Annotated in this window: 26 protein-coding genes; 24 read left to right on the forward strand and 2 right to left on the reverse strand. The window is 41.1% G+C overall.

Translation table 11 applies throughout. From position 1 onward, the window contains the following. Positions 1-109: 109 nt before the first annotated feature. A complete protein-coding gene (locus FTU80_RS02915) occupies positions 110-1,417 on the reverse strand; it encodes a peptidylprolyl isomerase (protein ID WP_078193677.1) in 1,308 nt (435 codons plus the stop codon). Then, entirely contained in the window at positions 1,417-3,897 is a 2,481-nt protein-coding gene (locus tag FTU80_RS02920) for an LPS-assembly protein LptD (RefSeq protein WP_180084211.1), read from the reverse strand. Before FTU80_RS02920 ends, FTU80_RS02915 begins: the two co-directional genes overlap by 1 nt. Positions 3,898-4,017: 120 nt before the next feature. On the opposite strand from FTU80_RS02920, the gene FTU80_RS02925 reads away from it, so the two are divergent. The 24 genes from FTU80_RS02925 (at position 4,018) to cmk (ending at position 22,487) form a co-directional block, all read left to right on the forward strand. Further along, positions 4,018-5,031 (forward strand): aminoglycoside phosphotransferase family protein, encoded by a 1,014-nt coding sequence (locus tag FTU80_RS02925; RefSeq protein ID WP_180084212.1) that lies wholly within the window; start codon positions 4,018-4,020, stop codon positions 5,029-5,031. Continuing rightward, positions 5,031-5,720 carry an N-acetylmuramate alpha-1-phosphate uridylyltransferase MurU gene (gene murU, locus FTU80_RS02930; protein ID WP_111885067.1) on the forward strand — a complete coding sequence of 230 codons (690 nt, stop codon included), beginning with the start codon at positions 5,031-5,033 and terminating at the stop codon, positions 5,718-5,720. The genes FTU80_RS02925 and murU overlap by 1 nt, the downstream gene beginning before the upstream one ends. An 84-nt stretch (positions 5,721-5,804) precedes the next feature. Then, a complete protein-coding gene (rsmG, locus tag FTU80_RS02935; protein WP_180084213.1) occupies positions 5,805-6,437 on the forward strand; it encodes a 16S rRNA (guanine(527)-N(7))-methyltransferase RsmG in 633 nt (210 codons plus the stop codon). 24 nt (positions 6,438-6,461) lie between these two features. Next, on the forward strand, positions 6,462-7,244 hold the full coding sequence (locus tag FTU80_RS02940) for a ParA family protein (RefSeq protein WP_180084214.1): 783 nt from the start codon (positions 6,462-6,464) through the stop codon (positions 7,242-7,244). Continuing rightward, a complete protein-coding gene (locus tag FTU80_RS02945) occupies positions 7,241-8,128 on the forward strand; it encodes a ParB/RepB/Spo0J family partition protein (RefSeq protein WP_180084215.1) in 888 nt (295 codons plus the stop codon). The genes FTU80_RS02940 and FTU80_RS02945 overlap by 4 nt, the downstream gene beginning before the upstream one ends. 31 nt (positions 8,129-8,159) lie before the next feature. Then, a complete protein-coding gene (locus tag FTU80_RS02950; protein ID WP_180084216.1) occupies positions 8,160-8,801 on the forward strand; it encodes a MotA/TolQ/ExbB proton channel family protein in 642 nt (213 codons plus the stop codon). Positions 8,802-8,814: 13 nt separating this feature from the next. Continuing rightward, complete coding sequence (locus FTU80_RS02955; RefSeq protein ID WP_078193671.1) at positions 8,815-9,237, forward strand: biopolymer transporter ExbD; 423 nt, start codon at positions 8,815-8,817, stop codon at positions 9,235-9,237. Next, entirely contained in the window at positions 9,237-10,964 is a 1,728-nt protein-coding gene (msbA, locus tag FTU80_RS02960) for a lipid A export permease/ATP-binding protein MsbA (RefSeq protein WP_180084217.1), read from the forward strand. The genes FTU80_RS02955 and msbA overlap by 1 nt, the downstream gene beginning before the upstream one ends. A gap of 3 nt (positions 10,965-10,967) precedes the next feature. After that, the gene (lpxK, locus tag FTU80_RS02965) at positions 10,968-11,981 is read left to right on the forward strand and encodes a tetraacyldisaccharide 4'-kinase (protein ID WP_180084218.1); all 1,014 of its coding nucleotides are present in this window, start codon (positions 10,968-10,970) and stop codon (positions 11,979-11,981) included. A gap of 3 nt (positions 11,982-11,984) precedes the next feature. Continuing rightward, entirely contained in the window at positions 11,985-12,746 is a 762-nt protein-coding gene (gene kdsB, locus FTU80_RS02970) for a 3-deoxy-manno-octulosonate cytidylyltransferase (RefSeq protein ID WP_180084219.1), read from the forward strand. A 13-nt stretch (positions 12,747-12,759) separates the two neighbouring features. Next, positions 12,760-13,743, forward strand: coding sequence for a DNA polymerase III subunit delta' (locus FTU80_RS02975; protein WP_078193725.1), 984 nt, complete (start codon positions 12,760-12,762; stop codon positions 13,741-13,743). A gap of 15 nt (positions 13,744-13,758) precedes the next feature. After that, entirely contained in the window at positions 13,759-14,100 is a 342-nt protein-coding gene (locus FTU80_RS02980) for a PilZ domain-containing protein (RefSeq protein WP_111885061.1), read from the forward strand. Positions 14,101-14,131: 31 nt separating this feature from the next. Continuing rightward, the gene (locus FTU80_RS02985) at positions 14,132-14,905 is read left to right on the forward strand and encodes a TatD family hydrolase (protein WP_111885060.1); all 774 of its coding nucleotides are present in this window, start codon (positions 14,132-14,134) and stop codon (positions 14,903-14,905) included. A gap of 42 nt (positions 14,906-14,947) precedes the next feature. Continuing rightward, positions 14,948-15,562 carry a TetR/AcrR family transcriptional regulator gene (locus FTU80_RS02990; protein WP_078193665.1) on the forward strand — a complete coding sequence of 205 codons (615 nt, stop codon included), beginning with the start codon at positions 14,948-14,950 and terminating at the stop codon, positions 15,560-15,562. Positions 15,563-15,571: 9 nt separating this feature from the next. Then, the gene (locus FTU80_RS02995) at positions 15,572-16,129 is read left to right on the forward strand and encodes a type II secretion system protein (RefSeq protein WP_180084220.1); all 558 of its coding nucleotides are present in this window, start codon (positions 15,572-15,574) and stop codon (positions 16,127-16,129) included. Continuing rightward, a complete protein-coding gene (gspI, locus tag FTU80_RS03000; RefSeq protein WP_078188947.1) occupies positions 16,119-16,511 on the forward strand; it encodes a type II secretion system minor pseudopilin GspI in 393 nt (130 codons plus the stop codon). Before FTU80_RS02995 ends, gspI begins: the two co-directional genes overlap by 11 nt. A gap of 46 nt (positions 16,512-16,557) precedes the next feature. Further along, positions 16,558-17,187 carry a type II secretion system minor pseudopilin GspJ gene (gspJ, locus tag FTU80_RS03005; RefSeq protein WP_180034842.1) on the forward strand — a complete coding sequence of 210 codons (630 nt, stop codon included), beginning with the start codon at positions 16,558-16,560 and terminating at the stop codon, positions 17,185-17,187. 39 nt (positions 17,188-17,226) lie between these two features. Next, positions 17,227-18,174 carry a type II secretion system minor pseudopilin GspK gene (gene gspK, locus FTU80_RS03010; RefSeq protein WP_180022531.1) on the forward strand — a complete coding sequence of 316 codons (948 nt, stop codon included), beginning with the start codon at positions 17,227-17,229 and terminating at the stop codon, positions 18,172-18,174. Positions 18,175-18,304: 130 nt separating this feature from the next. Then, complete coding sequence (locus tag FTU80_RS03015; protein ID WP_078193661.1) at positions 18,305-18,901, forward strand: 6-carboxytetrahydropterin synthase; 597 nt, start codon at positions 18,305-18,307, stop codon at positions 18,899-18,901. Positions 18,902-18,937: 36 nt separating this feature from the next. Next, a complete protein-coding gene (gene ung, locus FTU80_RS03020; protein WP_078193660.1) occupies positions 18,938-19,651 on the forward strand; it encodes a uracil-DNA glycosylase in 714 nt (237 codons plus the stop codon). Then, on the forward strand, positions 19,648-20,769 hold the full coding sequence (locus FTU80_RS03025) for an enoyl-CoA hydratase/isomerase family protein (RefSeq protein WP_180010307.1): 1,122 nt from the start codon (positions 19,648-19,650) through the stop codon (positions 20,767-20,769). The genes ung and FTU80_RS03025 overlap by 4 nt, the downstream gene beginning before the upstream one ends. A gap of 7 nt (positions 20,770-20,776) precedes the next feature. Then, positions 20,777-21,328, forward strand: coding sequence for a tRNA adenosine(34) deaminase TadA (tadA, locus tag FTU80_RS03030; RefSeq protein WP_078193658.1), 552 nt, complete (start codon positions 20,777-20,779; stop codon positions 21,326-21,328). Positions 21,329-21,354: 26 nt separating this feature from the next. Then, positions 21,355-21,786, forward strand: coding sequence for an SRPBCC family protein (locus FTU80_RS03035; protein WP_180084221.1), 432 nt, complete (start codon positions 21,355-21,357; stop codon positions 21,784-21,786). A gap of 17 nt (positions 21,787-21,803) precedes the next feature. Then, a complete protein-coding gene (gene cmk, locus FTU80_RS03040) occupies positions 21,804-22,487 on the forward strand; it encodes a (d)CMP kinase (RefSeq protein ID WP_180022534.1) in 684 nt (227 codons plus the stop codon). The last annotated feature ends 51 nt before the right edge of the window (positions 22,488-22,538 follow it).

Here is a 22,538-nt window from a genome sequence, read left to right on the forward strand (position 1 = left end):
AAAGAGTAGATTGTTTTCACAAAGGGTATGTAATAATTACTAAAGTGCTGAATGATGATAAGAATCGACATAAAAAAACCAGCCGAAGCTGGTTTTTTTATTTATTCACTTATTTCTTTTTACGATCTAGAGTAGGATCTTTAATTTCAACATAAGCATTGTTGCGAATTTCACGTAACCAGCTGTCTAGTTCAGTGTCAAATTGACGCTCACCTAAAATCTGACGTGCCATACGTTCTTGTACTTCATGAGTCATGTCTTGTTGACGTGTATCGGTCACTTGAAGGATGTGCCAACCAAACTGTGACTGAAAAGGCTTGCTGATTTCACCTTTCGCTGTTGATTTCATCATTGCTTCAAATTCTGGAACCATAACACCTGGGCTAACCCAACCTAAACTACCACCATTGGCAGCAGAACCAGTGTCATTCGAGAATGTTGAAGCCAAGACCGCAAAATCTTCACCCTTTTGCAGGCGATTATACAAGTTGTCGATCATTTGCTTGGCATTTTCAGGACTCACGACCTCAGATGGTTGAATCAGGATATGGCGAGTTTGGTATTGAGGAACAATGGCTTTTTGTTCGCCACTTTTACGGTCGACCAATTTTAAAACATGAACGCCATCACGTACTGAAATTAGTTCAGTGGTTTGACCAACTTGCAAAGGAGCTACACGTGCAGCAAGTTCATCTGGAATATCAGATAAGTTGCGGAAGCCCATATCGGCACCGTCAACTTTAATATCTTTGGTACTGTATTTGCTAGTAATCGCTTTTACATCGTTGCTTGCTGCAAGTTCTTTACGAATGTCTTCCGCGATTTTAACGGCATTATCACTGCTAGCTACACGTACATGTAAGACATGAACTTGATTACCTAACGCAGCTTGACCTTGTGGTGAGCTTAAGAAGTTTTTCACATCTTGGTCACTGATTTGAATGCGAGAAGTGACCAACTGTTGGCGTAGACGTTGTAAAGCGATGTCTTCAGCGATACGTGCACGTAAACCTGCATAGGTATTTGGCGCAACAGCATCTAATTTTTGCTGAAACGCTTCTAAGCTTGGGGAGCCTGCGTCTTTTGCAACTTTAAGTACGGCTTCATTGAGCGATTTTTCATCCGCTTTGACATTGTATCGTTTAACCTGTTCAAGCTGTGCTTGGCGCGAAATCAGCTGTTCTAAAGCTTGTTGCTGCAAATATTCAGTCGGTGGGACGGTTTGTTTTTTTGCTTGAAATTGATGAGTGATCTCGGCAATGCTTTGATCAAGATCACTACGTAGAATCACGCTATTGTCAACGACAGCTACAATTTCATCTTTAGGTTGCGCAGCAGCAAATACAGATACAGAAGTCGATAGGCAAAGTGCCAAGGCTGACGCTTTAAAAATTTGTTTTAACTGTTTTGTCTTCATTAACGTTCTGTCCAAGATTGATTAATATTGTTAAAACCCAACACTCGGTTTTCAAGCAAAGAGGTTAATTTATTGTTGAAGCCACCTAAACCTTTTAGGGTGAACTCCGCCATAATGGCACGTTTTGGTTTAACATCTGAAGATGTTACATCATCTAAATCGTTATAGTACGAACGACCATAAACTGAAACACCCCAGCAGCATGACTCGTAGTTCACACCCAGTAAATATTCACGCGCAATACTGTTGTCGAGGTCATATTGTGCATGACCAATAATACGCCAGTTATTGTGTATAGGTTGAATAAACGATGCTACTGCTTGGTCATAGCTGTCTTGGCGATTAGGAATGTCTTTACGATAGAAATAACCGACATTGTATAAATTGCCTTTATTTCCTGTGTAATACATTTGAATATCGCGCTGAGCATTATCACCATTCGCCATCCATGCTGAATTGGCATTCACACTGATGCTGTCAGATAATTGGCTAGAAATGCTCACGACAGGGCCGGTATGGCGTTCGGTATCAAATTTATCAGAGAAGTTGTTCAGTGTGACACGACGGTCTTCAAAATAGAAACTTTGACCAACGCTAGCTTTTAAACGCTCAAGACCAACATCATCAAATAAACTATAGCTCAAGCCTAGAGACGCGAAGTTGTTGTCTTCTAAACGGTCATTACCATAGAACCGACGCGGGCTAAACAATTGGTCATAATTAATTGACGCTGTGGTTGAGTCAAAGTTCGGGTTAGTGTCTTGGTTTTTGTATGGAGAATACGCATAAAAGAAACGTGGCGTTAAGGTTTGTAGATAACGACCTTCGCGCTCCATCACAAGACCCGCATCTAAAGTGAATTGCGGTACAATGACCGATTTACTTTCACTACTAGAGTGATTGTTATTTGTATTTGCACGATCAACGGTATCTTGGTCGTAAATCGTGTTGACGTTGCGAATAGACACTTCTGGTATTACAAAAGACCATGGGTTACGATAGTTATAACGCACACTAAAGTCGTTATAAATACGTGCACCACTTGGCTCATACATTGTCGCATAACTATTGTTTTGCGGAATATTATCGCCACGCAGATTCTTTTTAAAATACGCTGTATCGTTATTGAATTCGTACTGTAAGCCGAGCGGATTACCATTCTTGTAGTTCAGTAGGAATTGCGGCAAGCGCGCATATGGACGGTCTTCATCACTGACAGTTTTATCCAGTGTTTGGAAGTCTTCCACTTTAAGCTGTGCTTTTAGGCCAGGGATACCATTTTTATAATTGAGTTCCCATGCACGGCGTAAGTTTAGGTCAGTTTTTGAGTTTGGATTATTATTGAGATCTGAGAAATAGTCTTTATCGGATGCATAGTTGTATTCTAAATTTGTCGTGAATTGATCGTTAATTTTCCAGTTATGTAGGAAATGTAAGTCTTTACGATCTTGATCATCATACTTTTGGTCGGATGGTAAATAACCACCCCACACCATCCCTGAACCAAAGTTTTTGGTCAAATAACGGAATTCACCTTCCATCATTGCACCACGGTCTGCGATATAACGCGGCGTTACCGTAGCATCATAGTTTGGTGCAAGGTTTAGGTAAACTGGTACTGCAAGTTCAATACCGCCATCATTGGTAAAGCCAAAGCTTGGGGTCAAAATACCTGTGGTACGACGGTCATCAATCGGGAAGTTGAAATAGGGCACAGCCATCACAGGTACGTTTTTTACATATAATGTTGTACCTTTGGTTTCACCGCGGCCAGTTTCTTGATTCAGCTTAATTTTGTCTGCTTGAATTTTCCACGTTGGTTTTTCATCAGGTGGACAAGTGGTATAAACAGCGTTTTCTAATTCGAGTGTTTCGGTTGAAGTACGTGAAATTTTCTCAGCGCGACCGTGTGCATGCTGCTGTTCAGCAATAAAGAAACTGTTATTTAAATCACCCTGTTGGGTTTTTAAATTGTAATCAATCGAATCACTTTGAGAAATCAGCCCAGACTGTGCCATTTGCACGCGGCCAGAAGCATTGGCATAAGTTTGGGTTTTATCAATTTTGATTTGATCGGCACGAATTTGACGACCTTCTTGGTCAATCAGAACATTACCTTCAAGAATGGAGTCGCCATTCGGGTCAAAATGACCATAGTCTGCGGTAATGGTAGAGGTTACGTCTTCAGGTGCGACCGCTTTTGTTGTTGGAGCAACTGGGGTAATCCAGGTGCCTGTACAAAACGCTGAACTTAACTGATTGGTGTTACGAATCTGTGCTTCAGGTGCAGATTTATCGACATAATATTGTTCGAAGAACTGCTGCCCCGGATAAGCTTCTGAAATGCTTTGTTTGAGTTGTTCTGTATCGTCATCCGTGGACGGGTTTGAAACAGGTGCTGCATAGCTTGGTAACGAGCTACCACATAGAAGGGTTAAGATCGCAGTCGCTAAAGGATTAAATTTAAACTGATGCTTCATTTGTCTCATTAACCAGGTATGCTTAATCGCAATTAATTATTGTCGCATCATAGAGAAAAAGTTGATAAGTAGCTACACTTAGCACTTTAAAAACTCAGCCTGTATTAGAATTTATCGCAAATGAATACACAACGTGAACAATTGATACAAACATGGATTTCATCTGTACTCGGTTCAGATCAATTTGAAATTAACTTCTTAGCAGGCGATGCAAGCTTCCGTCGTTATGCACGAATCAAATTGAATAATAAAACATTTATGCTCATGGATGCACCACCAGAAAAAGAAGATTGTGGTCCTTTTGTGTCGATTGATGAATTTTTTGATGCACATGGCGTGCGTGTACCACATATCGTGGCCAAAGACCTCGATCAAGGCTTCTTATTGTTAGAAGATTTTGGTGATGTTTTATTGTCTACGTTGTTGAATGATCAAACCGTAGACGCACATTATGCTCAAAGTTTTAAACAGTTGATTCAATTGCAGTCAATTGATGGAACTGCTCATTTTCCTGCATATGCCTATGAAAAGCTGATTTCTGAAATGGAGCTGTTAACCGATTGGTTATTGCCATCTCTACAAGTGCAGCCTACTGAAGAAGAATCGGCACTGATTAAACGTACCTTTGCTATCTTAGCCAATGCTGCATTGGCTCAGCCTCAAGTGATTGTGCATCGTGATTTTCATAGCCGTAATTTGATGGTACTTGATGATGAGCAAGATCAGGGTGTGATTGACTTCCAAGATGCTGTGATTGGTGCAGATACTTATGATTTGATTTCTATTACACGTGATGCCTATGTGCAGTGGAATGCAGATCGCGTTTATGCATGGTTTAAAACGTTCTATGATTTGTTGCCTGCATCGGCTAAAGATGGTCGTAGCTTTGAGCAATTCAAACAAGACGCCGACCTGATGGCGATTCAACGTCATATCAAAATTTTAGGTATTTTTGTGCGCTTATTTGAGCGTGATGGTAAGTCGGGTTATCTCAAAGATTTGCCGCGTGTGATGTGGTATTTACTTGAAGAAAGTAAACCATATGCAGAATTACAACCTTTTATGCAATTTATTCGCGCTAAAGTATTGCCGAAATTTGAAGCCAAATACGGCACTTATGAGGTTGTTGCATAATGAAAGCCATGATTTTAGCGGCGGGTCTCGGAAATCGGATGCGCCCTTTAACATTGTATAAGCCAAAGCCTTTGCTTGAAGTGGGTGGAAAACCACTGATTGTTTGGCATATAGAAAAGCTAAAAAAAATTGGCGTAACTGAAATTATCATCAATTCTGCATGGCTTGCAGATATCCTGATTGGTACTTTGGGTGATGGTTCGCAGTTTGGTGTGAATATTCGCTGGACACGTGAAGCGGAAGGTCTGGAAACAGCCGGTGGCATTATTAATGCTTTACCTTTGCTTGGGACAGAACCGTTTATTTTAGTCAATGGTGACGTTTGGACGACCTACGATTTTTCAGCCTTGCTCAATATTGAGCTAAAAGATGACTTGGCACACTTGGTCTATGTGACTAACCCAGCGCAACATCCAAAGGGGGATTTTATCTTGGATGCTGGGCGTAGTTATACCTTTGAGCAAGAACATGCAGGCGAGGCACTCACCTATAGCGGAATCGCAGTTATACATCCAAACATGTTTAATGGATTGGAAGCTGGCAAGCGTCCGCTCGCACCTTTATTGAAACAAGCTATGTTGGATGGAAAAATTTCTGCAGAGAAAATGCAAACTGCGTGGGTTGATGTTGGCACACCTGAGCGTTTAAGTGATCTAGATCTACAGATTCGCCAAGGCATGTACGATTAAGTGCATATTCGCTAAGCGTTAGCTACTGTTCCACGGCTTAGAAATCGGTATACTTCAGTTAATTTTTATTGAGATGTCTTCTTTATGCATCCTTTTTTTCAAGACTTAAAGCAAGGTAGTCAAAAGCTTGGCTTAGATTTGAGTGAAGAAGCATTAAATCTATTGCTGAAATACCAAGATGCCCTAGTGCTGTGGAACAAAGCGTATAACTTGACTGCTATTCGTGATCCTAAAGAAATGTTGGTTAAGCATTTATTGGATAGCTTAAGTATCCTAAATGATTTGCCTGCAGGTCGTTTATTGGATATCGGTACGGGTGGTGGCATGCCGGGCATGATCATTGCACTGTGTCAGCCTGAACGTGAATGTGTGCTTTTAGATGCCAATGGTAAAAAAATTCGATTCTTAAAACAATTTATTGCTGACTTAAAACTAAAAAATGTCATTGCGGTACAAACACGTGTCGAAAATGAAGACAGCATTAATGAACTGGGGCAGTTTGATGTGATCACCAGTCGTGCTTTTGCATCGTTAACGGATTTTGTGGATGCGTCTAAACCGTATATGCATGCGCAAAGTATTATCGCGTCGATGAAAGGCTTAATTCCTGAAGAAGAAGTTGAAGCACTGAAAAGTGATTTCAAGATTGATATCGTTGCATTAAAAGTTCCACGACTTGATGAGCAGCGTCATTTAATTTTTCTTAAACGTATTTAAAATTTTCAAAGGACTGGGGTTACCATGGCTCAAATTATTGCGATTGCAAACCAAAAGGGTGGCGTAGGTAAAACCACAACGGCTGTGAACTTGGCTGCATCTTTAGCCATATTAAAAAAACGAGTTTTACTTGTGGATATGGATTCACAAGGCAATGCCACGATGGGTTCGGGCATTCAAAAAAATGATTTGTTGTATTCAGTCACGGATGTCTTACTCGGCGAAGTGCCGATCGAAACCGCCATTTATAAAGCGGAAGTGGGCTATAAAGTTTTAGGTGCAAACCGTGACTTAGCCGGTGTTGAACTGGCGATTGCGGATCAAGACGGTCGTGAGTTTATTTTGCGTGAAGCGTTGGCAAGCGTTGAAAAAGACTTCGACTATATTATTGTCGATTGTGCACCAAGTTTAAGTTTGATCACTGTCAATGCACTTGCAGCGGTACGTGCTGTGCTGATTCCAATGCAGTGTGAATATTATGCCCTAGAAGGTTTGGCTGACCTAACCCAAACCATTGACCGTATTCAGCAAGCTTTAAACCCAGATCTAGAGATCGTGGGTGTGCTGCGTACCATGTACGATGCGCGTAATGCCTTAACACGTGATGTGTCTGCTGAGCTTGAACAATACTTCGGTCAGAAACTTTATGACACGGTCATTCCGCGTAATATTCGTTTGGCTGAAGCGCCTGCGCACGGTTTACCAGTGATTTATTTTGAAAAAAACTCGAAGGGTGCAGTTGCTTATTTGAACTTGGCAGCTGAGATGTTAAAAAAAACCAAAGTAAAAAAAGGAACTAAAGCATGACCGTAAAAAAACGCGGACTGGCTAAAGGTCGTGGTCTGGATGCCTTACTCGGCTCAATCCAAAAAGAAAAACTACAGCTCGAAGCAAAAGCTTTAGATCATGGACAGTTAAAACAAATTGATGTGCATTTATTGAAACGTGGTGAGTATCAACCGCGTCGTTTCATTAAAGAACAAGATTTACAAGAACTTGCTGCATCGATTGAAAAGCATGGTGTCATGCAGCCAATCGTGATTCGTCCTGTAGAAGATGAAAAGCATCCCTACGAAATTATTGCAGGTGAGCGTCGTTGGCGTGCGGCTCAGCTTGCAGGTTTAACCGAAGTTCCAGCCATTGTTCGTGAGTTGAGTGACCAAGTGGCAATTGCCTTGGCATTGATTGAAAACATTCAACGTCAAGATCTGAACCCAATCGATCAAGCTATGGCTTTACAACGCTTCCATGACGAGTTCGGTTTAAGTCATCAAGAGATTGCCGATACGGTCGGTAAAGCACGTACCACGATTAGTAACTTGCTACGCCTCTTGTCTTTAGCGGATCAAGTCAAAGACTTTATGCAGCAAGGTTTGCTCGATATGGGGCATGCACGTGCGATCTTGACGTTAAAAGCCAAAGATCAGCTTAAAGTTGCTGAAATGGTGATTGAAAAAAGTATGTCTGTACGTCAAACCGAACAATTTGTTCGTGATTTGAATGCACCAAAACAACAAAAAGCTAAACCAATTGTTTCATCAGACATTCAACAACTGACACAACGTCTCTCTGATCGTTTCAGTGCAGACGTGAAAATTGATCATAATAAACAAGGGAAAGGCAAGCTGGTGATTAGCTACCATACTCTTGAAGAGCTAGATGGCATTTTAAATATTTGTCTAGCTGAATAATTTTTAAATTCGATTTATTGGGGAAAATCAAATGTGGGAATTAGTCAAAGCGGGCGGGTGGTTAATGATCCCGCTCGTCATTTGTTCGATTTTTACGGTAGCCATTACCATTGAGCGCTTTATTCGTTTAAAGAAATCAATGGTGTTACCAAAAGACTTGATGATGAATGTAAACACATCGGTGAAAGATGTGGTGCAGCAGCTAAAGCAAAGTCTAACTTTACAACAAAGTACATTGGGTCGTGTATTGGGCGCAGGTTACGCTAGTAAAGATCAAAACGAGCAATATGCACGTGCGCAAATGGAAGTCACAGCGTCACAAGAAATTGGTTATTTAGAAAAAAATATCAACTTTTTGGGCACTTTAAGCGCTGTTGCACCTTTACTAGGTTTGTTGGGTACGGTGATCGGTATTATTGAAGCATTCTTAATGATTGATATAGGCACCAATAGTGATCCAGTGTTGATGATGCCGGGTATTTCTAAAGCCTTGATTACCACTGCTGCCGGTATGTTAATTGCTGTACCTGCATTATTTGCGCATCGCTATTTCCAACGTTTGGTTCAGGAATATGTGGCTGAGTTAGAACAGCAGTCGACGTTATTTCATGCCGCTTTGTTTTATAAAAAAACACCTGAAGTAGAAAGTCAGGACATTCAGAAAGCCAGCTGAGTGGAGACTGCGCATGAAATTTAAACGTCGTCAGGTTGAAGATATTCATATCAACCTCACACCGATGATTGACTGTTTGATGTTCATTTTGGTGTTCTTGTTGCTCTCGACCACCTTTAACCAGATGAGTCGAATGAACCTGACTTTGCCAGATGCACAGGGTGTTCCACCTAAAAACTATGATCAAAAGATTGAAGTTGTGGTGGATTCAACAGGACATTATTCTGTCAATGGTCAGTCATTGGCGAGTAAAGAAGTCTCTGATTTGAATACTGCAATTAAACAGACAGCCAATGATCGTCGTGATTTAATGTTTGTGATTGCCGCAGATGCAAAAGCAACACATCAGGATGTGATTCGGGTGATGGATGTTGCAGGTCAACTTGGATTTGTGAATATCAACATCAGTACCAAAGTTCCAACTCGAGGTTATTAGTGAAGCACGATTTTAAGGTCTATTTACGCCTATTAAGTTATTTAAAACCTTTTTGGGGAATCGGCCTGCTGGTTTTGCTTGGTTTCGGTATTAATGCTGCGACAGAAGTTTCTGTCGCAAAATTATTGGAACGCATTATTGAAGCCATTCAAAACAAAGATCAAAGCTTTACAACCTTATTTCCACTCTTGGTGGTTTTATTGATGTTCTTCCGTGGACTCGGTTTGTTCATGGGAGGATATTTTACCGCAGTGATTTCTCGAAACTTAATCTTTAATATTCGTCAGCAAGTGTTCGCAAAACTCATGCGTTTGCCTTCGCAATATTATTTAGATAATTCGAGCGGTCATATCACTGCAAAAATTATGTATAACGTTGAACAGTTGACGGCGGCATCGTCTGAGTCACTGAAAACGATTGTACAACAGGGTCTGATTACCATCGCATTATTGGGTTATTTGCTCTATACCAATTGGCGTTTAACCCTGTGTATTTTGATTTTTGGCCCAATTATTGGTCTGATCATCCGTAAAGCGTCGAAACGCATGCGTAAATTATCCATGCAAGTACAAAGTACTATGGGTGACGTTAACCATGTGGTGCAAGAGACAGTACAAGGCAACTTGGTAGTGAAGGGCTTTGCAGGGCAAGATTATGAACAAAAACGTTTTTATGAAAGCTCGATGGAGAACTTACGCCGCGGCTTAAAAATGGTTGTGGTGCAGCAACTCAATAGCCCAATTGTTCAGCTGATTATGTCGATCGCGCTCAGTATCGTGATGTATATCGCGCTACGCCCTGAGATTTTACAAGATACAACAGCGGGTGAGTTTGTAGCGTATATCACTGCCGCAGGTATGCTGAGTAAGCCAATTAAAACCTTGACGGATGTCAACGAAAAACTACAACGAGGCATGGCAGCAGCTTATTCAGTTTTTGAATTGCTAGATATGCCTGAAGAAGTAAATAACGGCACGCTGAAGCCTGCTTTGAAAGGTGATGTCGAATTTAAAAATGTCAATTTGATCTATGCTGATGGTCACCATGCGATTCATGACTTCAATTTAAAAGTTAATGCAGGGCAAACCATTGCACTAGTTGGGCGTTCAGGTGCAGGTAAAACTTCATTGGTCAATCTGTTGGTGCGTTATCAAGAGGTGTCTTCTGGACAATTGTTGCTAGATCAGCATGATATTCATGATATTGAGCTAAATAGCTTGCGTACTCAGATTTCGATGGTCAATCAGCAAGTGGTTTTGTTTAACCGTACTGTGCGTGAAAATATTGCTTATGGACAGCTAGAGCATGCAACAGATGAACAAGTCATTGCTGCTGCTAAAGCTGCATTTGCACATGATTTTATTATGGATTTACCGCAAGGTTATGACACGCCATTGGGTGCCCAAGGTTTAAATCTGTCTGGTGGTCAACGTCAACGGATTGCGATTGCGCGTGCGATTTTGAAAAATGCACCGATCTTAATTTTAGATGAAGCGACAAGTGCGCTAGATAACGAATCTGAATTTTTCATTCAGCAAGCATTTGACGCTGCGATGCGAGATCGTACCACGATCGTGATTGCACATCGTTTATCGACCATTGAAAATGCAGACTGTATTGTGGTGATGGATAAAGGGCGTATTATTGAACAAGGTTCGCATACAGAGTTGATGGCACAGCGTGGTGCATATTACCAACTTCATCAGCGTAATTTTGAGGAAAATTAAGTCATGTCTTTTGCACAATTGATTCAGGATGCTTGGAATGAACAGGCAAAGTGGCTCGTTGTGTTTAGACCTTTGTCATGGCTTTATCGTGGCGGCTTTTTACTCAATAAAAAACTCTATCAATCAGGTATTAAGCAAAGCTATAAAGCGCCTATTCCAGTCATGGTCATTGGAAACATCACAGTGGGTGGAAGTGGTAAAACCCCATTGCTCATTCACTTGGTCAGTTATTTAAATAGCTTAAAGCTGCGTGTTGGTGTGATCAGTCGTGGCTATGGTGGTCAAGGACCATTTCCGGCCTATGTGGATTTAGACTCGACGGCTGAAATGGTAGGTGATGAACCGAGCTTAATTGTTCAGTCTACAGGTGTACCGATGGCAGTCGGTCCAAACCGCCAGCAAAGTATTGAGTTGCTGCTCTCTAAGCATGAATTGGATTTGATCATCTGCGATGATGGTTTACAGCATTGGGCGCTTCAACGTCAGTTGGAATGGATCGTACTGGATAATAACCGTGGTTTAGGCAATGAAAAATTATTACCCGAAGGTTATTTGCGTGAACCGAAAAAGCGCCTTGCCAGTGGAACAGTCATTGAACATTCAGCAGATCCAAGTTCTCCACTGAATATGCATCTAGAAGCGGCGCAGCCTTATTTGCTCAATAAAGATCTTGTGACGACATTTGATGCAAACAAAGATTTTTATGCTGTGGTGGGTATCGGATTTCCGCAACGATTTTATAAAACCCTTGAAAACATGGGGATTCATCAATTTCAATGTCATGAATTCCCGGATCATTATGAATATGAACTGAGTGATTTGCAGTTTGAAGATGCCAATCCCATCATTACCACTGAAAAAGATGCAGTTAAAATTTTAGCGATCCTCAAAAATAATCCAGATTTTAAAAGAGAAATATGGGTTGTTCCTGTTGATGCAGTGTTATCACCTGCGTGTTATGAAACTTTGCATGCACAGTTGAAACAACTGGGTCTGAAACTTCCCGAAGGCATTTAATTTATGAAACATATTGTTATTCCTGCACGTTTTTCAAGTTCACGTTTACCAGGTAAGCCATTGCTTGAAATTCATGGCCGTCCGATGATTTTACGTGTGGTCGATCAAGCCAAAAAAGTTGCAGGATTCGATGATCTTTGTGTTGCTACAGATGATGAACGTATTGCCGCAGTGTGTCGTGCGGAAGGGGTTGATGTGGTATTGACTTCTACAGAGCATCCATCTGGGACAGATCGTTTAAGTGAAGTTGCACGTATCAAAGGTTGGGCAAGTGATGACATTATTGTCAATGTGCAGGGCGATGAACCTTTGCTTCCCGCTCAATTGGTAAAACAAGTTGCACAATTACTCGTTGATCAGCCAACATGTTCAATGTCGACGCTCTGCGAGCCGATTCATAGTCTGGATGAGTTTCAACGTGACAGCATCGTCAAAGTGGTGATGTCAAAGCACAATCAAGCGCTGTATTTCAGCCGTGCGACTATTCCGTATGACCGAGACGGTGCAAAGCAAGCTGAAAAAACCTTGCATGATCAAGCTTTTCGTCATTTAGGACTTTATGCATACCGCGTAAAACTCCTTCAAGAATATGTCACTTGGGATATGGGTGTGCTCGAAAAATTAGAAAGCCTTGAACAATTACGCGTTTTGGAAAATGGTCACCGTATTGCCATTGCTGTGGCAGAAGCGAACCTACCACCGGGCGTAGACACTCAAGCTGACCTTGATCGTTTGAACCAAATGGATGTTTCAAACTTCGAATAAGGTTTAACGATTTATGCAAAATGACATTGTGGCGCAAGTGTACCCTTGGCAGCAAAATACATGGAATACATTAACCAGCCGTTTTCCACAACTGGGACATGGCGTGCTTTTGTATGGCAAAAAAGGCTGTGGTAAAGAGGCATTTGCAAAACAATTTCTTGCTTGGGTGCTGTGTCAAAAACGTGATGAGCGAACTGAGCCATGTGGTGAGTGTGGGAGTTGCCAGTGGTTAAAGTCAGATACACATCCAAATTTTGTCCACATCAGCACAGATGAAGACAATAAAAAGCAAAATGCCAAAATTAAAATCGAAAAAATTCGTGATTTATTGCCCTTTGTACAGCAAACCGTAGACGGTTGGCGAGTTGTGTTGATTGAGCCTGCTGAAGCATTAAACATTGCGTCATCGAATGCTTTGCTGAAGACATTGGAAGAGCCTGGCGAACGCATTGTGATTATGTTGTTGGCAGAGCACTATTTGAAATTGCCGGCAACCATTCGCAGTCGAATGCAGCACTATGCATTGGATCGTATTGAACCCGAACAATCACAGCAATATTTACAGCAGCATTTGCCCGATAGTGGTGAAACTCAGCGCAAAGTTCTCATGAACTTAGCCAGTCAAATGCCATTACAAGCAATTTCATTGGCAAGTAGTGAATGGCTAAATATGCGCCAAGAGTTTCTACAAGATTGGCAAAAACTTGTGACACAAAAAAACATGCCGATGGCAATTGCGACCAAGTGGAATAAAGCACTGAGTTTTAGTGATTTTAGTCAAATGTTTGAATACTTGTTGTCCGATATAATTTGTGTCAAGCTAAATCAATCCATAAAAAATATAGATTTGGATTTTGGGGTGTTGGCAGAGCAATATTCGCTCGAAACACTCTTTGGGATTTATACAGAATTACAGCAGTCTAAGCGGTTCATCGAGCAGAACGTACAGGGGAATCTGGTCGTAGATGAGCTTTGTATCAAACTGATGAATGTTTAATTAAGGGGAAACATCATGCAACCACGTATGGGCGGGATTGTTCACGCTAATATTCCAGATGTGGAAACACTTTTTGCGAGCTACATGCCTTATGTCGTTGGTGGCGGTTTATTTGTACCATCAAAGCAAGCTGTGAAAATGGGTGATGAGGTTTTCTTATTGGCGACTTTGCCTGAACAAAGTATAAAAATTCCTTTGACAGGGAAAGTGATTTGGATTTCGCAAAAGCAAAATGGCATTAAACCACAAGGCTTTGGGATTCAATTAAGCGGCGAAAAAGGCGTTTATTTCAAAACAGAAGCAGAACGTTTACTTGCAGGGCTTAAATCTGAGGGGCGTAGAAGTTACACTATGTAGTTACAACAGTGAAGACTTGTAGGTACATATTGTGTTTGTAGATACCCATTGCCATTTAACCATGCTTGACTTAAGCCCTTATGAGGGTAATTTAGATCTTGCATTGGATCAGGCTCGTCAAGCCGGGGTCTCAAAATTTATGAGTATCTCGGTTGATCTAGATGACCATATCGAACTTTCAAAAATTGCCGCACGTCATGCAGATGTAGGTTATTCCGTTGGGGTACACCCATGTGAAGATCCTGCAACGATGGCTCGGGCAACAGAAGAATATCTCATTGAATTAGCACAACCTGAAAAGGTTTGGGCGATTGGTGAAACAGGGCTGGACTATTTTCATAGTACCGACTTTATTGCAGAGCAAAAAGAATGCTTTGCCCGCCATATTCACGCATCACAAGCTGTAAAAAAACCAGTGGTTGTTCATACCCGTTCTGCAAAGCATGATACGGTGGATATTATCCGTGCAGAGAAATCCACTCACGGTATTTTGCATTGTTTTACTGAAGATTGGGAAACAGCAAAAGCGGTCTTAGATTGTGGTTATTACGTGTCATTTTCAGGCATTGTTTCTTTTAAAAATGCGCAAGATTTACGTGATGTGGCTAAGCAAGTACCACTGGATCGCGTGCTGATTGAAACAGATAGCCCATACCTTGCACCGATGCCCTATAGAGGAAAGTCTAATGAACCAAAATACGTTCCTTATGTAGCCAAAGCCTTAAGTGATGTATATGATAAGTCAATTGAAGAGATGGCTTTCATTACAATGCAAAACTTTGAAAATCTCCTCAATCTTAAGTAAATAATTTGAATTGATATAAGAGTAAGAGAGTATAGGGTGAAGATGGATCGTCAAGCTCAGTTTAGAGCAAGAGAGGCATTAATTTTCCAAGTGGCAGAGCAGCTGCTATTGGAAAATGGCGAAGCAGGGATGACACTAGATGCGCTAGCGGCAGAACTCGACTTGGCAAAAGGGACGTTATATAAACATTTTCAAAGTAAAGATGAACTATATATGTTGCTCATTATTCGTAATGAACGCATGTTATTGGAAATGATTAAAGACACCGATAAAGCTTTTCCTGAACACCTTGCTTTCTTTATGTTGCATCACTTACATCACCCAGAACGTACAGTGTTGTTTCATCAAATTGAAGAGCGTTTATCGACAACGGGTGTGGGTATTCAACACTTGTTTAGTGAACTTTATCAAGTGCGCAAACAACGCCTACGATTGATCATTCGTATGACTGAGCATTATTTGGAGTCGATTCAAAGTAGCATGCCAGTACGTGATTATCTTGCTTCAATTTGGTCACTTACACATGGCGCTGCAGCAATTTTGAACTCTAGTTTTTATCAGCGTTATTTGGGTTCAAGAGACACCTTGCGGGTTGCGTATATTGATCAAGCCTTGGCCTTACCAAAACAAGTGCATGCGGTTGCTCAATTCGCTTAAAGGCTGCTTATGAAAAGTGCATCACCATCATTGGTTCGTGGCTTCACCCTCGTAGAATTGATGGTGGTGATTGTAATTATGGGCATCATGGCCTCATTGGTGCTTTTGAATATCGGTGGGACAGATCAACGCAAAGCCATGCAAGCACGCGAAGTGTTTGTGATGGATCTGAAACGAATTTTACGTGATGCAAATGATCAAGCTTTGATATTGGCTTTACAGCAAAAAGCTGGAACGGATGTCAACACGCAAAGCTATGCGGTACAAGAATATTTACCAGAACAAAAACGTGTAGAAAATAGTATTTTAAATCAAAATAATAAATGGCAAAACTATAAAGATTTTGAAACCCGAGTATTACCTGAAAATGTCTCTTTTACAATTCAGCCTTTAGATCAGCAGTATGAAAATGCCAATAATGATGATTTGTTAAATACCAATGCACCCAAGTTGATATGGTTGGGCAATGGTGAGGTAAAGCCTGTACGTATACAGTTTTATTTTGAAGAACGTCCCATTGGTAATGAAATCGAAATTGATCATTTAGGGAAAGTCAATGCGGGCTAAAGGGTTTACGCTACTTGAAGTCATGGTGGCATTGGCAATTTTTGCGACGGCGGCAATGGCTTTGTCTAATGTTGCGATGCAATATACACAGTCGACAGCACACGCAATTTTAAGAAATAAAGCACAATTCGTCGCGTTGAATGAAATCGCTAAGATGGAAATCAATCGTGAATGGATGACAGGTACTGCATCTAAACAAGTCACTGAACAAGGCGAACAATGGCAAATTGACAAAAAAGCCCAAGCCACCATTAGTCCAAATGTACAACGTATTGATATCCAAGTGAGTTTGATGAATGCTGAAACAGGCGATGTTGAAGCAGGGATTAGCAGTTTGGTGTTCTTTAACTATAAGGCTCCGTTGGATGAAAATAATAACTAGAAAAAAACGTACATCTCAAGATATGCCTGTGCTTGTGCAGCAAGGAATGAGGAATCGAGCAGGATTTACCTTAGTTGAGCTTTTGGTTGCGATTGCTATTTTCGCAGTGCTGTCTGCTTTGGGCTGGAAGGTCTTTGATTATGTCTCGAAAGTGAAAGAGCGAAACGCAACCCATGAAGTAAGGCTCAGTCAGTTGCAAGATGCCCATCAGCAAATACTCAGAGACACTGTACAAGCTGTGCCGTTAACTGCCAATATTAATGGAGATATTCAACCAGCGTTAGTATTGCAAAATGGCCGATTTAATTTCAGTAAGACAGGTGTCACTGATCCATTAAATCAGGGCATTGCACCTGACGAGCGAGTGGAATATCAATACAAAGCTGATGAAAAAAAATTGTATCGGCTAAAATTTAAAAATCTCAACCAAACGGGGCATGATCAGCCAGATTCGAGTGTTTTACTGGATAATGTTGAACAATATAAAATCACGGTACTCAATCCAAATGAGTTAGAGAATTGGCCAGATGCTGCCGCTGATTTGAATAATGAAAAAACCATTCAACTGTTACCGCGGGGTATCAGGATGCAGCTCACAGTTGATGGGACAAACTACGAATGGTTATTCAGTTTGTTAAATACTGATTTTTTATTGGATAAAAATAAGAATGGTTAGCGGTCAGGTAGTAGAGTCATTTGAAGTTCGGAGTTGCGTATGAAACAGCAACGTGGCATCGCTTTGTTAACTATCCTGATGATGGTAGCTTTGGCAACCATAGTTGCAGCAGGCATCGCAAAACAACAAGCCCATACTTCTGAAAATACCGCTTATGTGATGCGCCAAAATCAGTCGTTGTTATATGCGAAAAGTGCCGAAGCATTTTTTGCTGAACTTTTGGTAAATGATGCCGAAAATGCAGGGCAGGTGGATCACCTCCAAGAAAATTGGGCTCAGCCTATGCCCGCCTTTCCAGTGGAAGGTGGAACTGTTGCAGGTGTGCTGCAAGATGAATCTGGAAAATTTAACCTCAATAGTTTGGTTTCAGAAGAGGGTGTAGTAAATGACAAAGCAAAGTTATGGTTTGAAAAAATATTGCAGCGTGTTGGTTTACCCGCAGAATTAAGTCAAGCCGTGATTGACTGGCAAGATGAAGATGATGAGACTTCTGGCCCGATGGGAGCAGAGCTGGCATACTATCGTGGTTTAAATAATGCGGCACTACCGCCAAATGCAAAATTCCATAGTGTGGAAGAACTGAAATCAGTCCGTGGTTTTGAAGGTGCTCAATATAAACTGATTGCGCCCTATGTGAGTAGCTTGCCCTCGCATGAAACAACGGTAAACATTAATACCGCTCCTGCATTTTTGTTAGCGACTATGGATGATCGTTTAGATGTCAATGCAGTTGAGCAAGCTTTGCAACAAAAAGCTGCCAAATTTGAACATTTCGAAAATATCAATGATTTATGGGCAATGGAGCCATTTGCACAGGTGAGCACAGAAAATAGGGAAGTTTTAAATTCACAATTGGGTGTGCAGTCGAACTATTTTAAAGCGCAAATTGAAATTATTTTAAATGAAAGAAAGCGTCAATTTACCAGTGAGTTAGTGCGAAAAGATAAAGATGTATATGTGGCTTTTCGCAGTATGGCACCATTTTAGGTCTTAAAGGTCGCTAAATTTTCATGATGCCTTTTCCCAATTGTGCTGAACAGCAAAATTAATGCCTCTTGCTAGACTTTTGCATTATAATCTCTAAGAACCCATAGATTATTTGATTGCATTACGACATATGTTAATTCGTAAGTTATTTAAGTTTGAAAACGCGCATATCGTGCGTAATTGCACGTCAGACCGTTGCAAACGTTCCATTCATGGACATAGTTATAAAGTCGAACTATTACTTAAAGCGTCGAAACTTGACCATGGGCAAATGGTTTACGATTTCGGTTTGCTCAAAGGGGTAATTAAAGACTTATTTGACAGTTTTGATCACGCGATTTGTTTTTGGCAACACGATGATGCCGAGTACATTCGTGCCTGCAAACAGTTCAGCGCACGTTGGGTTGAACTACCTGTATCGCCTTCAGCAGAGCAGTTTTCACGAATCTTCTTTTACTTGGCACAACAAGTTCTAAAATCAACAGAAACTCAAAATGGTGAGGGTGATGTTGAGGTGTATTCTGTGATCGTGCATGAGACAGACACAGGCTATGCGCAAAGCTTCTTAGAAGATATCGACAACGCACAAATGGGGTTGTTGCAGTTAGATCAAATCGTCTTCTCCGAACAGGTTCAGTCGGAATGGAACGATACTCAAATGTATGAAAAATTAAAACAGGGTCAAAAATTTTTAAACCCTGCAGTTGATTTACAAGTTAGAATTTAAGTAAATATTTGGTTTTATTAGGATTGGTTAACAGTGATGTCTTTAACAGAAGAGCAACAAGCAAAACTCGCTAAAGTGCAGCTTGAGCCTAGCTGGAAATATGCCCTAAGTGAGTTTTTGCTTAGCCCCCGCATGGATGAGTTAAAAGACTTTCTGTTACAACAAATCAAACAGGATAAAGTGATTTATCCACCGAATCCGCTGATCTTTAATGCCCTAAACACGACGCCTATGGCGAATGTAAAGGTGGTGATTTTAGGCCAAGACCCGTATCATGGGCCAAATCAGGCACATGGCTTGAGTTTTTCGGTACAAAAGGGGGTTGCATTACCACCTTCTTTACGTAATATTTTCCATGAGTTAAATACCGACCTTGGGGTACCAGTGTCAAAACATGGGGACTTAACACGCTGGGCAGAACAAGGTGTTTTGCTTTTAAATGCGGTACTGACTGTTGAGGCTGGGCAACCAACTTCACATCAAAAACGTGGCTGGGAAGATTTTACAGACCATGTGATTGATGTTTTAAATGAACAACGTGAGCATATTGTCTTTATTTTATGGGGGGCATATGCACAGCGTAAGGGACAACGCATAGACCAAAATAAGCACTTGGTGCTAAAAGCCGCGCATCCATCACCTTTGGCTGCAAACCGCGGTGGTTTTTTTGGTTGTAAGGTGTTCTCAAAAAGTAATAATTATCTTAAACAAAATGGCATTGAGCCAATAGACTGGCAGCTGGACGCATGACTTATTCTCCCGTTTCAAAAAATTATCACCCAGATCTGATTGTTGAAGAAGCGAAAAAGGGCTGGCGCATTGTTCGCTTGAATCGCCCAAAATCGCTTCATGCATTAGATGAATCAATCTGTACAGCGTTGCTTGAAGTCTTTCAGGACTTTCAACACGATGATGCTGTAAAAGCAATTTGGTTAGATTCCACTACGCCAAAAGCATTTTGTGCAGGTGGCGATGTACGCAAATTGCGCCAATTGGTGGTCAATGATGAAGTTGAAACGGCGAATAAATTCTTTGAACAAGAATATGCCCTAGATTTGCTGCTGCATAACTATGCAAAGCCGATTTTGGTTTGGGGCGAAGGTTATGTCATGGGTGGTGGTTTAGGTCTGTTTATGGCTGCACCTTTCCGTTTGGTGACACCTTATTCACGTTTAGCAATGCCTGAGATTAATATTGGTTTGTATCCAGATGTCGGTGCGACGCGTTTCTTGGCTGACCGTGGTGCCATTGGTTTATTTACGGGACTTACAGGCTCGATTATGACTGCAGCAGGTGCTTATGGTATCGGTTGGGCGACGCATATTTGTGATGCGCAGCGTGATAATGTACTTGAAACTGTCATTAATATTGATTGGGATCATTATCCAGCGGGCGATTTTCGTGCCATTGATGACACTTTAAATAGTATGCATCGTCCTGTGGGGCCGGGGCCATTACAAAACTCGTTAGATGTGATTCAAAGTGTGTGCCGTGGGCATAATTTTGAACATGACTATGAATCAATTATTGGTTTAAGCGATGCACGCAGTGATTGGCTACGTCAAGCCAGTGAAAATCTACAAAAAGGTTCACCTGCAACAGCAGCATTAACATGGTTATTGTGGCAGTGGGGCAAGCAAGTGCATTCTTGGAATGAAGTGTTTGAACTGGAAACCCAAATTTCGGATTGGAAAATTCGTCATGCAGACTTTGTGGAAGGTGTGCGCGCACGTCTAGTCGATAAAGACTTATCTCCAGAATGGAAAAAAGGTACAGATCTTTCCCTCAAAGGAATTCTGGCTGATGAGCCTCCTGTAACCAATATTGACAGTTGGAATGTACTGTTAAGACAGTATGGTGTAATTTAATTAATTGATGTCTGAACAAAATCTATATAGTGATGAACATTGGATGCAGCTTGCTTTCGAGCAGGCTGCACAAGCTGCCGAATTGCAAGAAATTCCTGTAGGCGCAGTCATTGTGAGTCAAAATCAAGTCATAGGTGCAGGGTTTAATGCGCCGATTTCTCTGAAAGATCCCACCGCACATGCGGAAGTACAAGCTTTGCGACAAGCTTGTTTGAATATCGATAATTACCGATTACCTGACGACGCAACTTTATATGTAACTTTAGAGCCATGCACAATGTGTGTGGGTGCTTTGGTACATTCAAGAATAAAACGAGTGGTATTTGCGACGACTGAGCCTAAAGCAGGTTCTTTGGTCAGTTCGCGTCAATTATTAAATTCAGGCTACTATAACCATATCTTTGAGTTTGAGCATGGTTGCCTACAAGCGCAATGCTCCCAACAATTAAGTGATTTTTTTAAAATGCGTCGTGAACAAAAACGACTGATGAAGTTACAGGAAAAAGCCACTTTGACTGAACTTAATTTAAAAAATCAAGTAAACTCTACTGACAATTAATATTGTCAAATAAAATAGGGTACACCATGAAATCCATTCAAGTAAAAAAAGAATTTAATGCACCGGTCGAGCAAGTTTTTGAATTACTTTCAAAACATTCGACCTATAACGTGGCTTTTGCGCCGATTCAAGTGGTGCGTGTTAAAGATTCAGTAGATCCTGAGCGTCCTGATGGTGTGGGTTCTGTGCGCCGTATGGGCTTTGGGCCAGTGAAACCGTTACAAGAGCAAATTACCTTGCTTGAGCCAAACCAACGTATTGAATATAAAATTATTAAAAACCCATTGGTGAAGCATCATTTGGGCGTGATTCAATTCGAAGCGATCGATGCCGGGCGTACTTTAGTCACTTATACGATTGAATTACAGGTGCGTGCGCCATTCGTTAGTCAATTAATCCTTGCGCAACTGAAGTCAGCGATTAAAATTGGTTTTTCAAAACTTGCAAAAACCGTATAAACAAAAGTGGAAGAGCAATGACAGTTCAAATCATTACAATTGATGGCCCAAGTGGCTCAGGTAAAGGAACATTGGCAGCAAAAATTGCGGCACATTATCAGTTCCACTTACTCGATTCAGGTGCGTTATATCGTCTGTTGGGATTGTCATTGCATAAGCAGGACTTAATTGATGCATTAGACTCAAAGCTCGATGAGTGCGTAAAAATTGCAACAAATTTAGACATACAATTTGTGACAAATGAAACAGGTGTTTCAGTGCTTTTAGACGGTGAAGATGTCTCAAAAGTTATCCGTACAGAGAGAGTCGGAGAGTATGCCTCAAAAGTTGCTGCAATTCCTGTACTTAGAACTGCGCTTTTAGAACGTCAGCATGCCTTTGCCCAAGCACCTGGTTTGGTTGCAGATGGCCGTGATATGGCAACAACGATTTTTCCAAATGCCCAAGCCAAGATTTATTTAACGGCTTCTGCTCAGTCCCGTGCGGAGCGCCGTGTAAATCAGTTGCAGGCTATGGGCGTGGATGTTAAAATAAACGACATTTTAGCTAATATCGAAGCGCGTGATAAGCGAGATATGGAACGCACAGTCGCTCCACTCAAGCCTGCGCCAGATGCTTATTTCATTGATAGTTCAACTTTGAGTATTGATGAAGTATTTACGCTGATGACGAATTACATCGATCAGCAATTAGCAAACTAAAGAATTTTCAGCAGAAGCATAGCTTGATCAGTCTTATACGGACTATGTAGA

This window comes from Acinetobacter sp. YH12145 (genome assembly GCF_013418335.1).
GTDB classification, from domain to species: domain Bacteria; phylum Pseudomonadota; class Gammaproteobacteria; order Pseudomonadales; family Moraxellaceae; genus Acinetobacter; species Acinetobacter amyesii.